The sequence below is a fragment of the Pontibacter sp. E15-1 genome (assembly GCF_022601975.1).
GTDB lineage: Bacteria > Bacteroidota > Bacteroidia > Cytophagales > Hymenobacteraceae > Pontibacter.
Window position 1 is genome coordinate 13,147 of sequence record NZ_JAKVIR010000002.1, and the last position, 15,366, is coordinate 28,512.

Below are 15,366 nucleotides of genomic sequence, written 5' to 3' on the forward strand. Positions count from 1 at the left end.
ACGGCATTCCTGCCATTTTACGTCAAATTTGCAGTTTTGAGCCGGTGGGCACCTGCCATCCCTGACATAACCTGACACAAGAAAACAAATTTGGCGGCAAAGCTGACACCGAAAGGGGAGTGACAGCAAAGCAAAAGAGCCAACCCTGCGTCAGGACTGGCTCTTTGCGTACGTATAGATCGGACTATTCTGCGTTAGCTGTGTCCACCATATCCGGGATATTGGCTGCATCAGGAATAGCGGCTGAAGAATCTTCTGACGCGCCTGGAAATGCGCCCGGGGCGGCAGGAAGCTGCGACTGACGCGCGCGCTCCTCGTTTACGCTGCGACTAACGGCTGCATCACCGGCAGAGCTGCCTATCATGTGAGTGCCCAAAGTCAGGATAACAAGACCGATGGCAAATGCCCAGGTGAGCTTTTCGAGCAGGTCGCCGGTGCGCTTCACGCCCATCAACTGGCTGGTGCTGCCTCCAAACTGGCTGGAGAGCCCGCCTCCCTTAGGGTTTTGGGCAAGTACCACTAAAATTAGCAGTACGCAAACAAAGATAATGATACTGATAAGGGTGATATACATCTCAGGTTAGTTTTTGTAATTTTTCTATCTGTCCGGCAAAGTAACTCTTTTTTTCCGGATTTTTCAAAATGAGCTGCTCATATATTTTAATGGCCTTTTTTACTTTTCCCTGGTTCAGGAAGATGTTGGCCAGGCTCTCGGAGGCAATACCTTTCTTGATCCTGGAGTTCCGCAACGAGAGATCCTCCTGCGGCTCCTGCTTCATTTTCAGGTTGTTCATGGCCTTCAGTCGCGGATTCAGCTTCAGGAACTGATCGATAAGGCTGGATTGGTGGTGCAACGAAACAGCGGGCTGCTCCTGTGTGTTTTCCTGCAGCTCGTGCGTTTTCACATATTCCAGAATCATCTCCGGGTGGAAAGCAGCCGGGCGCTGGCGCGTTATATTGTCCTTTAGTTGCAGCGATTCCCCCATGCGGCTGGACGCCATCCAGTAGCCCAGTGCATCTGCCTCATACATCCGGTCGATCTCACTAAGGGCGTATTTCACTTCAGCCTCCTGCCGGAAAGGGGCTGGGAGAGGATGTGTGTCATCTACTGGCATTTCCTCAGGCGCTGCTTCTACGTATGGCACCTCGGCTGGCAAGGCTGGCTCTGGATACGCTTCATCCTCAGATGCTGCCAGCTCACGTTGCGCTAGGTCTTCATCAGCATGCAGCGCATGTTCAGGCAAGGAGACGTATGGCCGACTTTCTTCATCATCAGACGGAGCGGTATAGGCAATCGGCACTTCTGGATCGGGTTTCTGGGCCAGCAAGTCTGTAAAGGTTGGGCTCAGGCTGCTGATCGTCATCAGTTGCTCCAACTCTGTGTCCGGCACTTCCTCCGGTTCTGATTTCGCAACGGTTTCTGTGTTAGGACCTATCGCTTCATCAGCCAAAGGAATGGTCACAGCCTCGGGTATGCTCTCCGCTTCATCACTGATTTCTAGTTCCATTTCCATTTCTGGCTGCACAGGCACATCCATTTCGGTTTCTTCTGCCTCCTCCGCTAGAATAGGATCTACTTCCTGAGGTATAAACTCTTCGTCCACAGTAGCGGTAGCGGCTTCCACTTGATGCGCTTCTGCAACGAGCGGCACTTCGCTTGAATGAGTTTCGGGGAGCATGGTTTCTACCACTTCCGGGGCGGCATCTTCAAAAACAGGGGCTGGGATGGGGGAGGTATAAATCACGCGCTTGAGCACCTGCCGGTTGGTGGCGTAGGCCGAGGCCCTGCGCAGGCGCTGCGTCGATAGCATGCTTCCTTTGTCGTGCGCTGACTTGGCCAACAGGAGATGGGCAGTCTGGCAGTATGGAAAGGCCGCGGCCACTTTTTCCAGCTCTTCAGTCTGCTGGTCCGAGATCGTGTAGGTCTGCTGTATAAGTTCGAGGAAGGCTGATTTATTCATACGGGCAGCTTATTTATACCTTAGAGTGTCTAGTTTCCTGAATTTATCCATTTGTCTTACCAATCTGCCACCGTCTTATTGAACACATCTGTCACCAGGCGCTCGGTCAGCTGCTCAATCTGCACGTTAGACAGCTGGGTGATATCAAGGTCATCCGGAAAGTCCTGTGAGATCGTGAACGCCCTGTCAAAGTCCTTGTCTTCCTGCTTTGTATTGGTAAAACGCACCTGCACGCTTATCGTCAAACGGTTCAGGCTGGCGATATCCTGCTGCCCGTCGCGCTGAATAGCCGCCGGAGAATAGTTAAAGCTAACAATCTGCCCTTCCAATTGCAAGTCGCCCGCGCTTTGCTGAACTTGTAGATTGGTGTTGCGCCGGTAGTAATCCGTGAAGCTGTTCGTCACGATCTGCGTCAGGTTAGCGGGGCCCTCTCCAGAGCTGTTCTCGAAGTTCTGGATCGAAATGGTCTTGATGTCCGGCGAGATGGTGGTGCCGGAGAGAGAGTAGATGCCACAGCTACTGCTAAGCACAGCCAGCAGCAGTATACCGATATAGCGTAAAGCGCTCAGGTTAGTCCTCGATGTCATACTGTTTCAGTTTGCGGTAAAGCGTGCGTTCAGAAATGCCGAGGTCCTGGGCGGCATACTTGCGCTTGTTGTTGTGTTTCTTCAGGGCCTTTAGGATCAGCTCCTTTTCTTTGTCCTCCAGCAGGAGACTTTCTTCCTCGTACTCGTGCGGAATATCTTCCACCTTTTGTTCGTCATAGTCCTGCACCTGGGCATGCTTTACAGGCAGGTAGTAGGGCTCCTTATGCACCTGTTCCTTTTGCTGGTAGCTGCGGCCATTGCTGCTGTAGGCTTTCTGCTCAATATTCTCGAAAAGGTGGCTGTGCTCTTTCAGCAGTTCCTCGTCGTTTGGCTGGTGCGTGATCATGTCGAACACCAGCTTTTTCAGTTCTGACATATCGCGGCGCATGTCGAAGAGCACTTTATAGAGAAGGTCGCGCTCCGAGAAATTATGCTCTGAGCCGTGTTCTTTGGCCAACAGGGCAGGCAGGGTGTTCATCTGATCCTGTGGCAGGTATTCCTGCAGCTTGTCTCCGTTTACCTCCCGCTCATACTCCAGCACCGAAATCTGCTCTACCATGTTCTTGAGTTGCCGGATGTTGCCAGGGAATCGGAAGCCAATCAGTTTCTGCACCGCTTCGGGCGTCAGGGTGATGGGCTTTACTTTATACTTCTCCGAGAAATCTGCCGCGAACTTCCTGAACAGCAGGTAGATGTCATCGCCCCGTTCACGCAACGCCGGAACAGTGATGGGCACGGTGTTGAGGCGGTAGTATAAGTCTTCCCGGAACTTCCCCTTCTCCACGGCATTGATCAGGTTCACGTTGGTGGCGGCCACCACCCGGACATCCGTCTTCTGCACTTTGGAAGAACCGACTTTAATAAACTCGCCGTTCTCCAGCACGCGCAGCAGGCGCGCCTGTGTGCCCAGCGGCATTTCCCCGATCTCATCCAGAAAGATCGTGCCGCCGTCTGTCACCTCGAAATAGCCTTTCCGAGACTCCTGAGCACCCGTAAACGAGCCTTTTTCGTGGCCGAATAGCTCTGAATCGATGGTGCCCTCAGGTATGGCGCCGCAGTTGATGGCGATGAACTGGCCATGCTTGCGTGGGCTTAGCTGATGGATGATCTTCGAAAATGACTCTTTTCCGCTTCCGCTCTCACCGGTAATCAACACGGTCATGTCGGTGGGTGCCACCTGCACAGCCACCTGTATGGCGTGATTGAGCAGCTGGGAGTTACCTATGATGCCAAAACGCTGTTTTATACTTTGTATATCGAAATTGCGCATGAATTTAATTTTTGATGATTTGGAGACTGGCTGCAGGAACGCCTCAGGAAAACGCCTCGCCTTTTAGTTGCTGGTGCCCCCAAATTAATCAACAGCCTCCCCAAACAGGGTGCCCACGCTACAGTCATGGACAAACACAGTGACGTAATCGCCCTTCTTGTAGTGCTTTTTGTCGAAGATCACCACTTTGTTCTGGTCGTTGCGGCCGCTGAGCTGCTCTTTCGACTTCTTCGAAAAATTCTCGACCAGCACTTTGTGCACCTTCCCAATGTCGCGCTTGTTGCGTGCCAGTGATGTTTCGCGCTGCTTCGTGATGATCTCATCCAGGCGGCGTTTTTTCACCTCAAGCGGAATGTCGTCCTCTAGTTTCCGGGCAGCCAGGGTGCCCGGACGCTCAGAGTAGAAGAACATATAGGAGTAATCATACTGCACATAGTCCATCAGGCTCAGGGTATCCTGATGCTCTTGCTCAGTTTCGGTACAGAAACCCGCAATCATGTCGGAGGAGATGCCACACTCATCGCCCAGGATCCTGCGGATGGCATCCACCCGATTGAGGTACCAGGCGCGGTCATACGTGCGGTTCATGAGTTCCAGCACCCGTGAGTTGCCGCTTTGAGCCGGCAGGTGGATATACTTGCAGATGTTCTCGTGCTTTTTCATCGTGTGCAGCACCTCGTCTGTGATATCCTTCGGATGCGAAGTGGAAAAGCGCACACGGAGATCAGGCGTCAGGAGGGCGACCTTTTCCAGCAGTTGCGCAAAGTTTACACGCTCTTCTCCGTCTTCCGAAGCCCATTTATACGAGTCTACGTTCTGGCCCAGCAGCGTCACTTCTTTATACCCCTGCTCAACCAGCGCCTGCGCCTCCCGCACAATGGAGTGTGCATCGCGGCTGCGCTCGCGGCCGCGGGTAAACGGCACCACGCAAAAAGAGCACATGTTGTCGCAGCCCCGCATGATGGAGATATAGGCGCTCACACCGTTGCTGTTTAGCCGGATCGGGTTGATGTCGGCATAGGTTTCCTCGCGGGAGAGCAGCACGTTCACTGCCTTCTGCCCGCCATCCACCTCGTTGATCAGGTTCGGCAGGTCGCGGTAGGCATCCGGCCCCACCACCAGGTCCACAATCTTTTCCTCTTCCAGCAGCGACTGCTTCAGGCGCTCGGCCATACAGCCCAGCACGCCCACCATCAGGCCCGGCTTCTTTTTCTTGAAGTGGTTGATCTGGCCCAGTCTGTTGCGGACCGTCTGCTCGGCTTTTTCACGTATCGAACAGGTGTTCAGGAAAACCAGGTCCGCCTCGCCAATTTCGGAGGTTGTGTCGAAACCCTGCTCAAACATGATCGACGACACAATCTCGCTGTCCGAAAAGTTCATCTGGCAGCCGTAACTCTCGATGTATAACTTGCGAGCCCTGCCGGTGTTCGTGCTGGCGGTCAACTTGGTGTCACTGGCGGCGGCTTGCTCGGGGGTGCGGTTGTCTATATAATCTAAATCTAGTATCGGATCCATACAAATGCTGTTTCAACCGCAAATATACAAGATTATCCGCGAAAACGTGACAGAATGACAGTAGAATTACGAATTATGAATTACGAATTACGAGTTGAGGGGTATGCATAGCGCGGGATTTGTGCTGCACCTAGCCTTGTTTTGTAATTCGTAATTCGTAATTCGTAATTGAAGGCGCAACGGTCATTCTTGTCCAAGCACTTTAAGGATAGCTTGCGCCTTGAGAAGGCATTCGGCGTATTCCTGCTCCGGGTCAGAGTCGTAGGTGATGGCGCTGCCCACCATAAAGGAGAGGTAGCGGGTACGGGCATTATACTGTATGCTGCGGATCACGACGTTAAAGTCGCAGTTGTTGTCTGGGGTGATAAACCCCATAGCGCCAGCGTATAAACCACGCTTGGTTACTTCAAGCTCCTCAATCAGTTGCATGGCGCTGATCTTGGGGGCTCCCGTCATACTGCCCATCGGAAACGCGCCCAGCAAGGCATCCACCAGGTCAAGATCGGGCCGCAATTGGCCCGTTACGGTAGAGATCATCTGCGACACCTGCCGGAAACCGTAAATACCGAACATTTCCTCCACCCGCACCGACCCGGTGGCGCAGGAACGGCTCAGGTCGTTCCGCACCAGGTCCACAATCATCATGTTCTCGGCTAGTTCTTTCTCATTGTGCCGCAGTTGGTGCTGCAGCTGCGCATCTTCTTCGGGGGTATGGCCTCTCCGAATGGTGCCTTTGATGGGCTGCGATATCAGTTGACGGCCTTCTTTTTTCAGGAAGCGCTCCGGCGAGGCGCACAGCAGGTAGGTGTCCTGGCATTTCAGATAACCAGAGAAAGGGGTTGGCGAGGCCGCGGACAAGGCCATATACAGGGGGAGCGGCTGCACCAAAGCATCCTCAGCGTAAAACTCCATACAGTAATTCAGTTCATACACGTCGCCCTCTGTTATATGCTCCCGGATGCGGGCCACCTGCACCGCATACTCCTCCTGGCTGACCCTCTGCCTTACCTGTATGTTTTCGGGCACGAAAGCCGGCGTCACACTGGCGGCCATTATTTCGCCCAATATCCTGTCGATGCGATCTGTTGATGCGTAGGCTGTTAGTCCGGTTTCATGAAAGTATATATAGAACTCTGGCGCAAAGAAAAGGATAGGAGAGAACCCGACATGATCCGGGTGCTGACTCACCAGCTTTTCGATCTGATTTTTCAAATCATACGTCAGGAAGCCACAAAGCAGTGGGTGTTCCCCCTGCAACGTCTGCCGCAGACTTTGGAAGGCCTCGCTGGCATTTAGCGAAACAGCCGGTCTGGAAGAAACAGCCAGCAAGTGCGCAAAGCCCTGATGCGGATACGAAATAGCGTTCGGGTTATAATAAGCGACATGCGGGAACTGGTCGGCCCAGGCCAATGCCTTGTGCCTGAAATCTTCTTCAGAAACGGGCAGTGCGGAGTAGGCGTATGTTGCAGAAAACATCATGCGGGTGTCTAAAAGGATGAAAGGGCCAGCTTGGCCTTCGCATCGATGCTGTTTTTGTAAGGATGGCCCTTGTAGCGGAGGGCCTGCCGGAAATACGCTTTGGCCACTTCCGGCTGATCGGCCTGCTGGTAGATATACCCCAGTTGCAGCGCGGCGTTCGGGGCGAAGTATAGTTCTGTTGCACTAGCCAGCACAATAGTCTGCCGGTATAAACTCACGGCTTCCTGCAAGTCTTTCAGTCCGTGGTATACCCTTGCTTTACGGTAAAGATACTCTGCCCGCACGGCCAGGGACGTGTCGGAAGGAGACAGGGGCTGCTTCAGGTCCTGCAATGCCTGGTCATAGTATCCTCCATCCGCGTGCAGGCGGGCCTTCAGCAGGGGCAGCACCGGCTGCGCATTTTCTTCTGCATACCTGGCGGCATACCGGTCTTCCTCGGTTTCCCGGATTCCGGCTTCGGCAATCTGCTTCAAGTGCTGCTTTGCGGCTGAGGGATTACGACTCAGCAGATAAGCCAGATATAGTTTGTAATGGGCCGATTTAAGGTAATGTTTGCCGCGGTGCTGCTGCAGAAACCTGTTGTTTTCTGCAGCAGAAGCAGCGTAGTCACCCCGGTAGAGGTATAAGTCGGCTACCATATGGTGGAGGAAAGGGAAGGGACTGTACTGCTTGCCCACAGGCCGCCGCTCATATAGCATGATGGCCGCCTCTCCCTGATTCGTCTTTTTGAGGAGGTGCATGGCGGCAAACAGAAACAGGAGGTTGTCGGGCCGCGCCTGGACCATTTCCGTAAGTTGGGTCACGGCCAGCGGGGCTTTCTCAGGCACCAGCGCATGCAGCACAACAGCCCGAAGCAGCTTCGCCTCATCCTGGAAAAGGGTAGGAGTGTCGGCGGCAGACTGCAAGTTGGCCATACCCTCGCGCACGCTGCCCTTCAGCCCGACGATGCTCAGGAACCACTGGTACTGGTCCGGCACAGACCCGATCATGACCTGCAGCATCCCCAGGTTTTTTCTGTTGGGTATAAATCCGGGCCAGCGCTGCAGGTTTGTCCTATACCGGAGGTATGCTTTCCGGAGATCCCAGGCGGCAGCCAGCTTGTTGCCAAAGAGCAGCTCACTCATTCCGATGTGAAGGCTGATTTCTGCGGCTGCAAAATCAGCCCAGGCGCTGCGGCCCTTTGATTTTTCGAGGATGGCCAGCCGTTGCTCCTGGGCTTCCAGCAATGAGCTATACCGCTGCTGGTCCTGCTCCAGGCACAGTTCCCAGAAGTCGTTGTAATTGCCGAATAGCAGGGCTGCCGCTTTCTCCTCGTCAGTATTTGGGGTTGCTTTATGGAGGATGGCCCGGCTAGATGCCACTTTCAGCTTCAGGAGCTCCTGGTAGGCGTGTGTCAACGGAGGGCTGAGCGCAGAGGCAGTGGCCGTTGCGGCAGCCAGCACAAAGCACAGCAGCAAAAAAAAAGGATGGGGTTTAGCCATCCTTTTCCGGGTATCTTTAAAGCGCTTTTCGCTCAAGGGGATATGCCTTAGAATACACGTTGCTCCACGCCAGCCAGTATACGGCCGCAATGCTCGCAAACGATCACCTTTTTCTGTGCGGCGATGTCTGCCTGACGCTGCGGGGGAACGGTGTTGAAGCAGCCGCCACAGGCATCGCGCTTCACGGTAACAACAGCCAGGCCGTTGCGCACGTTTCCGCGGATTCTGGTGTAAGCGCTCAGCAGGCGAACCTCAATGTTTTCAGCCGCCTTGTTGCGCTCCTGTTCTAACTGCGTTTCTTCCTCTTCGCTTTCGCCAACAATCTGGTTGAGCTCCTTCTTTTTGTTGTCCAGGTCTTTGCGGCGTTCTTCCAGGCGGTGCTTGGTGCCTTCTATCTCTGTGTTTTTCTGCTCGATCTGGTAGATCGCTTCCCTGATCTTCTTCTCGTTTATCTGGATTTCCAGCTTCTGGAGTTCTACTTCCTTGGTGATGGCGTCATACTCGCGGTTGTTGCGAACATTCTCCTGCTGCTCCTCATACTTGCGGATCAGGCCCTCTGAGTCTTTGATGCCCTGCTTGCGCTGCACAATAGACTCGTTCAGGTTGGCTACCTCATCATCAAACTTGCGAACCCGCACTTCGTAGCCTTCGATCTCATCCTCCAGATCCTGAACCTCCTCCGGAAGGTCTCCTCTTACTCTTTTGATTTCATCAAGCTGCGAATCGATTGTCTGAAGCTTTAAAAGGGCTTCGAGTTTGCTGGCTACAGTACTTTCCATGTATTAAAAAGTGTATCTGACAGGGTTTGTGTTTACTTCTGATATTAAGACTGCAAAATTAGGAAAGTTTTTTGAAATTGTGTCATAAAAAATCTCCTTTGTATATACTTCGCTCTCATAGTGCCCGATGTCGGCGACCAGCAACTGTCCTTCCGCGTCAAAGAATTCATGGTATTTAAAGTCGCCGGTCACGAAGGCGTCGGCTTTCTGGCGGAGGGCGTCTTTCAGCAGGAAGCTGCCCGCACCCCCGCATACCGCCACGCGCTGGATGGCCTTGCCGCCCACCGGTGTATAGCGCAGGCCCTGCAGCTGCATTTTGTTTTTGAGGTAGCCTAAGAAGGCTTCTTCAGTGAGCGGCTCCGCCAGGTTTCCGATCATCCCGATGCCGACTTCCTGGTTCTGGTTTTCGAGGGCATACAGGTAGTGCGCCACTTCCTCGTAAGGGTGCGCCTGTTTGAGCGCCGTCAGCACCTTGGCCTGCAGATAGGCCGGGAAGATCACCTCCACACGGTTTTCCTGCACGTGCTCGGGCTTTCCGGCCTCGCCCACGGTGGGGTTTGCCTGCGCGGAGGGCTTGAAGCGCCCCGTGCCCGTTACCTGAAAGCTGCAGTCGCTGTATTCTCCGATATGGCCCGCGCCGGCTTTGTGCAACGCCGCCAGCACATCTTCGGTGAAGCCCACGGGCACAAACACGGCCAGTTGCATCAGCGTATGCGGTTTGCTCACCAGGATCCGCTGCTCCCGCAGTTCCAGCTTGTCTGCAATTTTGGTGTTCACGCCCTGCAGCACATTGTCGAGGTTGGTGTGGCTGGCATAGATGGCGATATTGTTTTTTATGGCTTTGATGATAGTGCGCTCCACGTAAGTGCGGCCTGTCAGGGTTTTGAGCCCTTTGAAAATGACCGGATGGTGCGCCACCACCAGATTGCAGCCTTTTTGCAGCGCCTCGTCCAGCACTTCTTCGGTGCAGTCCAGCGTGACCAATACCCCGGTGGCCTCTGCCGCTGCGTCGCCCGTTTGCAGGCCTGCGTTGTCGTAGCTTTCCTGGTAGCGCAATGGGGCCAGGCCCTCCAGCACCTCGATGATTTCCCTGATTTTTGGCATCCTGTTGTCGTTTATTGCCTGTTTAATGACGGCAAGTTAAAATTAATTTACTTTTACACCCGTTACCCAACATGTATGAATAAGTTGAAACGGATACTTTGGCCCTTCGCGCTGCTGTATGGCGGCGTGATGCAGGTGCGGAATCTCCTTTATGATAAACAGGTTTTCCCGACGCACAGTTTTCTGTTGCCCGTGGTGGCGGTAGGCAACCTGACTGTGGGCGGCACTGGCAAAACCCCGCACGTGGAGTACCTGCTGCGCCTGCTGCAGGGGTATAAGTTAGCAACCCTAAGCCGGGGGTATAAACGCCAGACTAAGGGCTTCTTACTGGCCGGCACTGAAAGCACGGCTGCAAGCCTAGGTGATGAGCCATACCAGTATCACCAGGATTTCCCCGGGGTGACTGTGGCTGTGTGCGAAGACCGGGTAGCGGGTATACAAAACTTGCTAGACAGTGTGCCCGGCCTCGAAGTCGTGGTGCTGGACGACGCCATGCAGCACCGCCCAGTACACCCCTCGCTCAACCTGATGCTCACGGATTATACCCGCCCGTTTTACGAGGATCTGGTGTTGCCCGCCGGTCTGCTTAGAGAGCCGCGCCGGGGGGCTGCCCGTGCCGACGCCGTCATCGTCAGTAAATGCCCGCCAAAGCTTTCGCAGGCCGAGCAGGATCGGATTACGGAGAAGACAGCCCGGTATACTGCGCCCGGAACCCCTGTTTTTTTTACAACTTATACCTATGGCGCGCCGGTGCCACTTGGCCTTACAGAGGGGTATGACATGCGGATTGTGCTGCTCACCGGGCTTGCCCACGCAACGCCGCTAAAGGAGTATCTGCAGGCGGCAGGGTATGACGTGCTGCGCCACCTCGACTACCCGGATCATCACGCCTATACGCAGCAGGATATGTATAAACTACAGGCGCTGCTGCAACAGCCCGACTTTCAGGGGGCGCAGGTGCTTACCACGCGCAAAGACACCGTGAAGCTGGTTGGGCTGGAACTTGAAGCGCTGACCCGGTCACTTCCGATCAGCTACGTTCCGGTGGTTGTGCGGTTTCTGCAGGGGCAGGAGCAGTTCGACCAGCTCGTGACGCGGCATGTGGCGCAACTTAACCGTGTGTAAGCCGGAGATGCCGCTAATTTTAGATATAATTCACTAATTTTGACGCGTGAAAAGAATCTCATCTGCCTTTCTGCTCTTCGTGACCGGACTGCTGCTTTTAAGTCAGCATGCCGTTGCCCAGATTATAGACGACACCACCAAATTGTACTATAACCCCAAAACCACGCTGCAGCTGTATGAGCAGGATGTGCTGCGGGGGCGCTATACCGAACAACCCGTAGACACGCTGCTCAACAATCTGCATAACGAGCGGTATTGGTACAACGACACCGCTTTTTACCAGCACCTGGGCAATGTCGGGACGGCCTCTCAGCCAATGCTCTACCAGGTGCCCGATCAGATTGGGGTGCGGCTGGGCAAGACTATATTCGACCGGTACGCGTATCAGCCCAACAAAATCAACTACTTCAACACCCGATCGCCTTATACGCACCTCTACTACGTGCAGGGTGGGCGCGGGGAGCAAGCTTTCGAAGCCCTCCATACCCGCAACATCACACCCCGCTGGAATGCTGGTATCGCCTATCAGATCCTTTCCGCCAACCAGCAAATCGGGCAGGCGGCCCTTGATCGCTCCACACGGGGGTTTATCGACAACCAGGCAGTGAAGGCGTTCTCACATTACCGGTCTGAGAATGAGAAGTATGACGTGTTCCTGAACTTTACCTACATGAAGGTGGAGCAGATTGAGTCGGGCGGCATCGTGCCGGACACCTCTCTGTCTTACCAGCGAAACGGGTATGACGGGTCTTTTCTGGAGCGGTTTGCGGAGGCGCCGGTGCAGCTGACGCAGGCATCAAACGAGGAGTCGCGCGCAAACTTCCACCTGACGCACATATACCGGTTGGCCAAGGAGAACCTTAAAGCCTACCATACCTTCGACTGGAAGCGGCAGCAGAATACTTTTGCAGATGACAAACTGAGCATCTACCGGCAAAACATGGCGCAGTATGCCACAAACCTCGACCCCGCGTTTTTAGTGTATCCGAATTTCAGCGAGACGGTGACCGGGTATAACTTTACCCCGGTCCGCACGAAGGACGCCACTGCCTACCGGGAGCTGCAAAACGTGTTCGGACTGATCGGGAAGAACATGCTGTCGTCGTACAACGCCTACGCGAAGCTGCGCAACGCCAACATGACTTTCACTGCCAAATCCCCGTTTAAGGTGCCCGAAGACACGACTACCTTCTATGGCGACAAGCGCCTCTCGGATACTTATACCCAGGTGTTTGTCGGGGGCGACATCAGGGTTTTCTACAAAGATCTGGCTGAGCTGACGGGGGAGGCAGAGTACCAGGTGGCCTCAGACTACCGCATCAAGGGCAAAGCGCGCATCGGCGGCGCATACGCCACCGTCGAGCGGGTGTTGCTTTCTCCCACGCGCGTCGAAAACTTTATCTTGAGCAACCATTACGCCTGGGACAACGATTTTGAGACATCAGTAACCGACCAACTTGGATTTGGGTATGAAAGTAAGCTCGGCAAGCGACAGTTTGTGCGCCTCAGTGCGCATTATACCAACATCAAGCGCTATATTTACTTCAACGAGGAGGCAGTGCCGCAGCAGCAAAGCGGCAACCAGCGGCTTTGGGGAGCATCGCTTTCCCACCACATTCAGTTTGGCCCCTTGCATCTCAAAAACTTCGGGACCTATACCAATACCGAGGAGGCCAACAAAGTGCGCGTGCCAGAATGGCTGCTAGAATCGTCGGTATACCTGGAGGGATTCCTGTTCAAAAAGGCGCTCTTTAGCCAGTTGGGGGTACAGGCCACCTATTTCAGCAGCTACTTTGCCGATGGATACATGCCCGTGACGCAGCAGTTCTATGTGCAGGATCAGTTTCAGGTGCAGGCATACCCTGTGGTGGAGGTGTTCCTGAACGCAGACATCAAATCCGTAAACCTCTTTCTGAAAATGAGCCACGTGAACGACAGCCTGCTCGACCCTGTCTATTTCCTGACACCCTACTATCCGGGCATGCGCCGCAGCTTTGTCTTTGGCCTGAAGTGGATGTTCTTTGATTAATTAACAGCATACTATAGCATCATTTGATCTCATAAGGAAGGCTTCAGCCAGATAATTCAACAAGCAGCATATAAAACAAGTTACACACCGTAAGCACATGTCTACCTCACAACCCACCAAAACGATTCTGCGCCTGGAACTGCCCACCGACCCGCGCTGGGTCAACATCGCAGAAAAGAACATCGAGGAAATATTGGTAGACCATGCCTACTGCGAGCAGAAAGCGGCCACTTCGGGCATTTCGCTGATTGTGAAGTATCCGGACAAGACGCGGCTAGTAGAGGAGATGACCGACCTGGTAGCCGAGGAGTGGAGCCACTTTGAGCGTGTGCTTACCGAGCTGAAAAAGCGTGGGTATAGCCTGGGGCGCAACCGGCCGGATGAGTATGTGGTGGAACTGACGAAGCACATTCGCAAAGGCAACAAGCGCGAGCGCCAGCTCATGGACCACCTGCTGGTGAATGCCCTGATCGAGGCCAGGAGCTGTGAGCGCTTCAAACTGCTCTGGAAAAACATCGCAGACGCAGGATTGCAAAAGTTCTATTACGAACTGATGATTTCGGAAGCGGGCCATTATGTGAGCTTCGTAAAACTGGCCAAGGAATACATGCCCGTGGAAGAAGTTGACGCCCGCCTCAAAGAGCTTTTAGCCATCGAAGCCGACATTATCCGTAACCTGACGCCACGCCCGGACCGGATGCACTAATACAGTTAACAGTAAGCAGTAAACATTGATAAAGTTAATTAGTAACTGTTTGCTGAAATCATGTTTTCTGCTTCTTCTTTTTTGCTGCCGGGAATAGGATGTTGTTGAGGATAAGGCGGTAACCCGGGGAGTTGGGGTGCAGGGCCAGGTCTGTGGGGTCTTCGCCTACCAGGTGCTGGTAGTCCTCGGGGTCGTGGCCGCTGTAGAACGTCCAGGTGCCGCGGGCGTAAGTACCGTGCATGTACCGGATTTCGCCCAGTTCCTTGTTTTCGCCCATCACTACCACTTCAGGCTTAACCAGCGACTTCCGGAAAGCGGTCGTCTGGCCCATAAAGCCCTTGATCGTCTTCTCGTGGTTCTGGGTCAGCATCGTCGGAATCGGGTCCCACTTGGCGGAGAAGGTAAAGAGCTGGAAATAGTCGTTAGCTTCTGTTACGGGGCGTTCCTGCGGCTGCATGTCGATGTTGGAATACTCGTACTCCATGGGGTTGCGCGAAATCCTGAAATCCTTGAAAGCAAACGTTTTGTCAAAGTTCAGCTTCTGCTGCGCCTGCGGGTCGGCGGGGTCGCCGTCGAACATGGCCTCTACAATGTCGACACCCTCTGCCGCCAGCGCAATGTCGTACGTGTCCGTGGCCGAGCACATGGCAAACACAAAGCCCCCTCCGGCGCAAAACTCCTTTATCTTTTGCACCACGGCCAGTTTCATCTCAGAAACCTTCTTGTAGCCTTGCCTGGCCGCCGACTCCTCCAACTCCCGCTGCTGCTCCTGATACCAGGGATAATGGCGGTAGCTGGCGTAAAACTTGCCGTACTGCCCCGTAAAGTCCTCGTGGTGCAGGTGCAGCCAATCATATTTGGGGAGGTCCGCTTTCAGGATTTCCTCATCATAGAGCACATCATACGGAATCTCGGCGTAGGTGAGCACCAGTGTCACGGCATCGTCCCAGGGCATTTTCGACTTAGGGGAGTATACGGCTATCTTGGGCACTTTTTCCAGTTTCATGATATCCATGTTGGCCTCTGGATTGTTGATCTCGGTCAGGATGCTGTTGTACTGCGCATCGGAGATGACCTTGTAGCTGATGCCCCGCACAATCAGCTCGTTTTCCAGGAGAGGGGCATGCTGAAACGCAAAGCTCCCGCCCCGATAGTTTAGAAGCCAGTCCACCGGTATGTCCTTTCCGAGCACCCAGTAGGCCAGCCCATACGACTTCAGGTGGTCTTTCTGCGCTGCGTCCATCGGCACCAGTATGGTGCTGCCCAGCGTCGGGAACGAGAACAGGATGATAGCTAAAAAGAGGGCGATGGTACGGAAAAACATGGGGTT

The 15,366-nt window shown here is 54.1% G+C and carries 13 protein-coding genes; 3 read left to right on the forward strand and 10 right to left on the reverse strand.

All coding sequences use genetic code 11. The annotated features are described in order from the left end of the window. Positions 1 to 184: 184 nt before the first annotated feature. The 9 genes from secG to MKJ04_RS01600 all read right to left on the reverse strand — a co-directional run bounded on the left by secG (position 185) and on the right by MKJ04_RS01600 (position 10,176). Positions 185 to 574 carry a preprotein translocase subunit SecG gene (gene secG / locus MKJ04_RS01560; protein WP_241638603.1) on the reverse strand — a complete coding sequence of 130 codons (390 nt, stop codon included), beginning with the start codon at positions 572 to 574 and terminating at the stop codon, positions 185 to 187. A gap of 1 nt (position 575) precedes the next feature. After that, positions 576 to 1,961, reverse strand: coding sequence for a hypothetical protein (locus tag MKJ04_RS01565; RefSeq protein WP_241638605.1), 1,386 nt, complete (start codon positions 1,959 to 1,961; stop codon positions 576 to 578). A 56-nt stretch (positions 1,962 to 2,017) separates the two neighbouring features. Beyond that, on the reverse strand, positions 2,018 to 2,548 hold the full coding sequence (locus MKJ04_RS01570) for an LptE family protein (RefSeq protein ID WP_241638607.1): 531 nt from the start codon (positions 2,546 to 2,548) through the stop codon (positions 2,018 to 2,020). Beyond that, entirely contained in the window at positions 2,532 to 3,818 is a 1,287-nt protein-coding gene (locus MKJ04_RS01575) for a sigma-54 interaction domain-containing protein (RefSeq protein ID WP_241638609.1), read from the reverse strand. The genes MKJ04_RS01570 and MKJ04_RS01575 overlap by 17 nt, the downstream gene beginning before the upstream one ends. Positions 3,819 to 3,902: 84 nt before the next feature. After that, positions 3,903 to 5,333, reverse strand: coding sequence for a tRNA (N6-isopentenyl adenosine(37)-C2)-methylthiotransferase MiaB (miaB, locus tag MKJ04_RS01580; protein ID WP_241638611.1), 1,431 nt, complete (start codon positions 5,331 to 5,333; stop codon positions 3,903 to 3,905). A 183-nt stretch (positions 5,334 to 5,516) separates the two neighbouring features. Then, entirely contained in the window at positions 5,517 to 6,812 is a 1,296-nt protein-coding gene (locus tag MKJ04_RS01585; RefSeq protein WP_317246692.1) for an anthranilate synthase component I family protein, read from the reverse strand. A gap of 8 nt (positions 6,813 to 6,820) precedes the next feature. After that, the gene (locus MKJ04_RS01590) at positions 6,821 to 8,293 is read right to left on the reverse strand and encodes a tetratricopeptide repeat protein (protein WP_241638613.1); all 1,473 of its coding nucleotides are present in this window, start codon (positions 8,291 to 8,293) and stop codon (positions 6,821 to 6,823) included. Positions 8,294 to 8,340: 47 nt separating this feature from the next. After that, positions 8,341 to 9,072, reverse strand: a complete 732-nt coding sequence (locus MKJ04_RS01595) for a zinc ribbon domain-containing protein (protein WP_241638615.1) — start codon at positions 9,070 to 9,072, stop codon at positions 8,341 to 8,343. Positions 9,073 to 9,075: 3 nt separating this feature from the next. Further along, the gene (locus MKJ04_RS01600) at positions 9,076 to 10,176 is read right to left on the reverse strand and encodes a Nif3-like dinuclear metal center hexameric protein (RefSeq protein ID WP_241638617.1); all 1,101 of its coding nucleotides are present in this window, start codon (positions 10,174 to 10,176) and stop codon (positions 9,076 to 9,078) included. Positions 10,177 to 10,251: 75 nt separating this feature from the next. Between MKJ04_RS01600 and lpxK the strand changes: the two genes are divergently transcribed. From lpxK to MKJ04_RS01615, 3 genes are all read left to right on the forward strand, one after another. Further along, on the forward strand, positions 10,252 to 11,301 hold the full coding sequence (gene lpxK / locus MKJ04_RS01605) for a tetraacyldisaccharide 4'-kinase (protein WP_241638619.1): 1,050 nt from the start codon (positions 10,252 to 10,254) through the stop codon (positions 11,299 to 11,301). A 46-nt stretch (positions 11,302 to 11,347) separates the two neighbouring features. Next, complete coding sequence (locus tag MKJ04_RS01610; RefSeq protein WP_241638621.1) at positions 11,348 to 13,330, forward strand: putative porin; 1,983 nt, start codon at positions 11,348 to 11,350, stop codon at positions 13,328 to 13,330. A 97-nt stretch (positions 13,331 to 13,427) separates the two neighbouring features. Beyond that, positions 13,428 to 14,036 (forward strand): tRNA-(ms[2]io[6]A)-hydroxylase, encoded by a 609-nt coding sequence (locus MKJ04_RS01615; protein WP_241638623.1) that lies wholly within the window; start codon positions 13,428 to 13,430, stop codon positions 14,034 to 14,036. Positions 14,037 to 14,094: 58 nt separating this feature from the next. On the opposite strand, the gene MKJ04_RS01620 is transcribed toward MKJ04_RS01615, so the two are convergent. Further along, positions 14,095 to 15,360, reverse strand: coding sequence for an asparagine synthetase B (locus tag MKJ04_RS01620; RefSeq protein WP_241638625.1), 1,266 nt, complete (start codon positions 15,358 to 15,360; stop codon positions 14,095 to 14,097). Between the last annotated feature and the right edge of the window lie 6 nt (positions 15,361 to 15,366).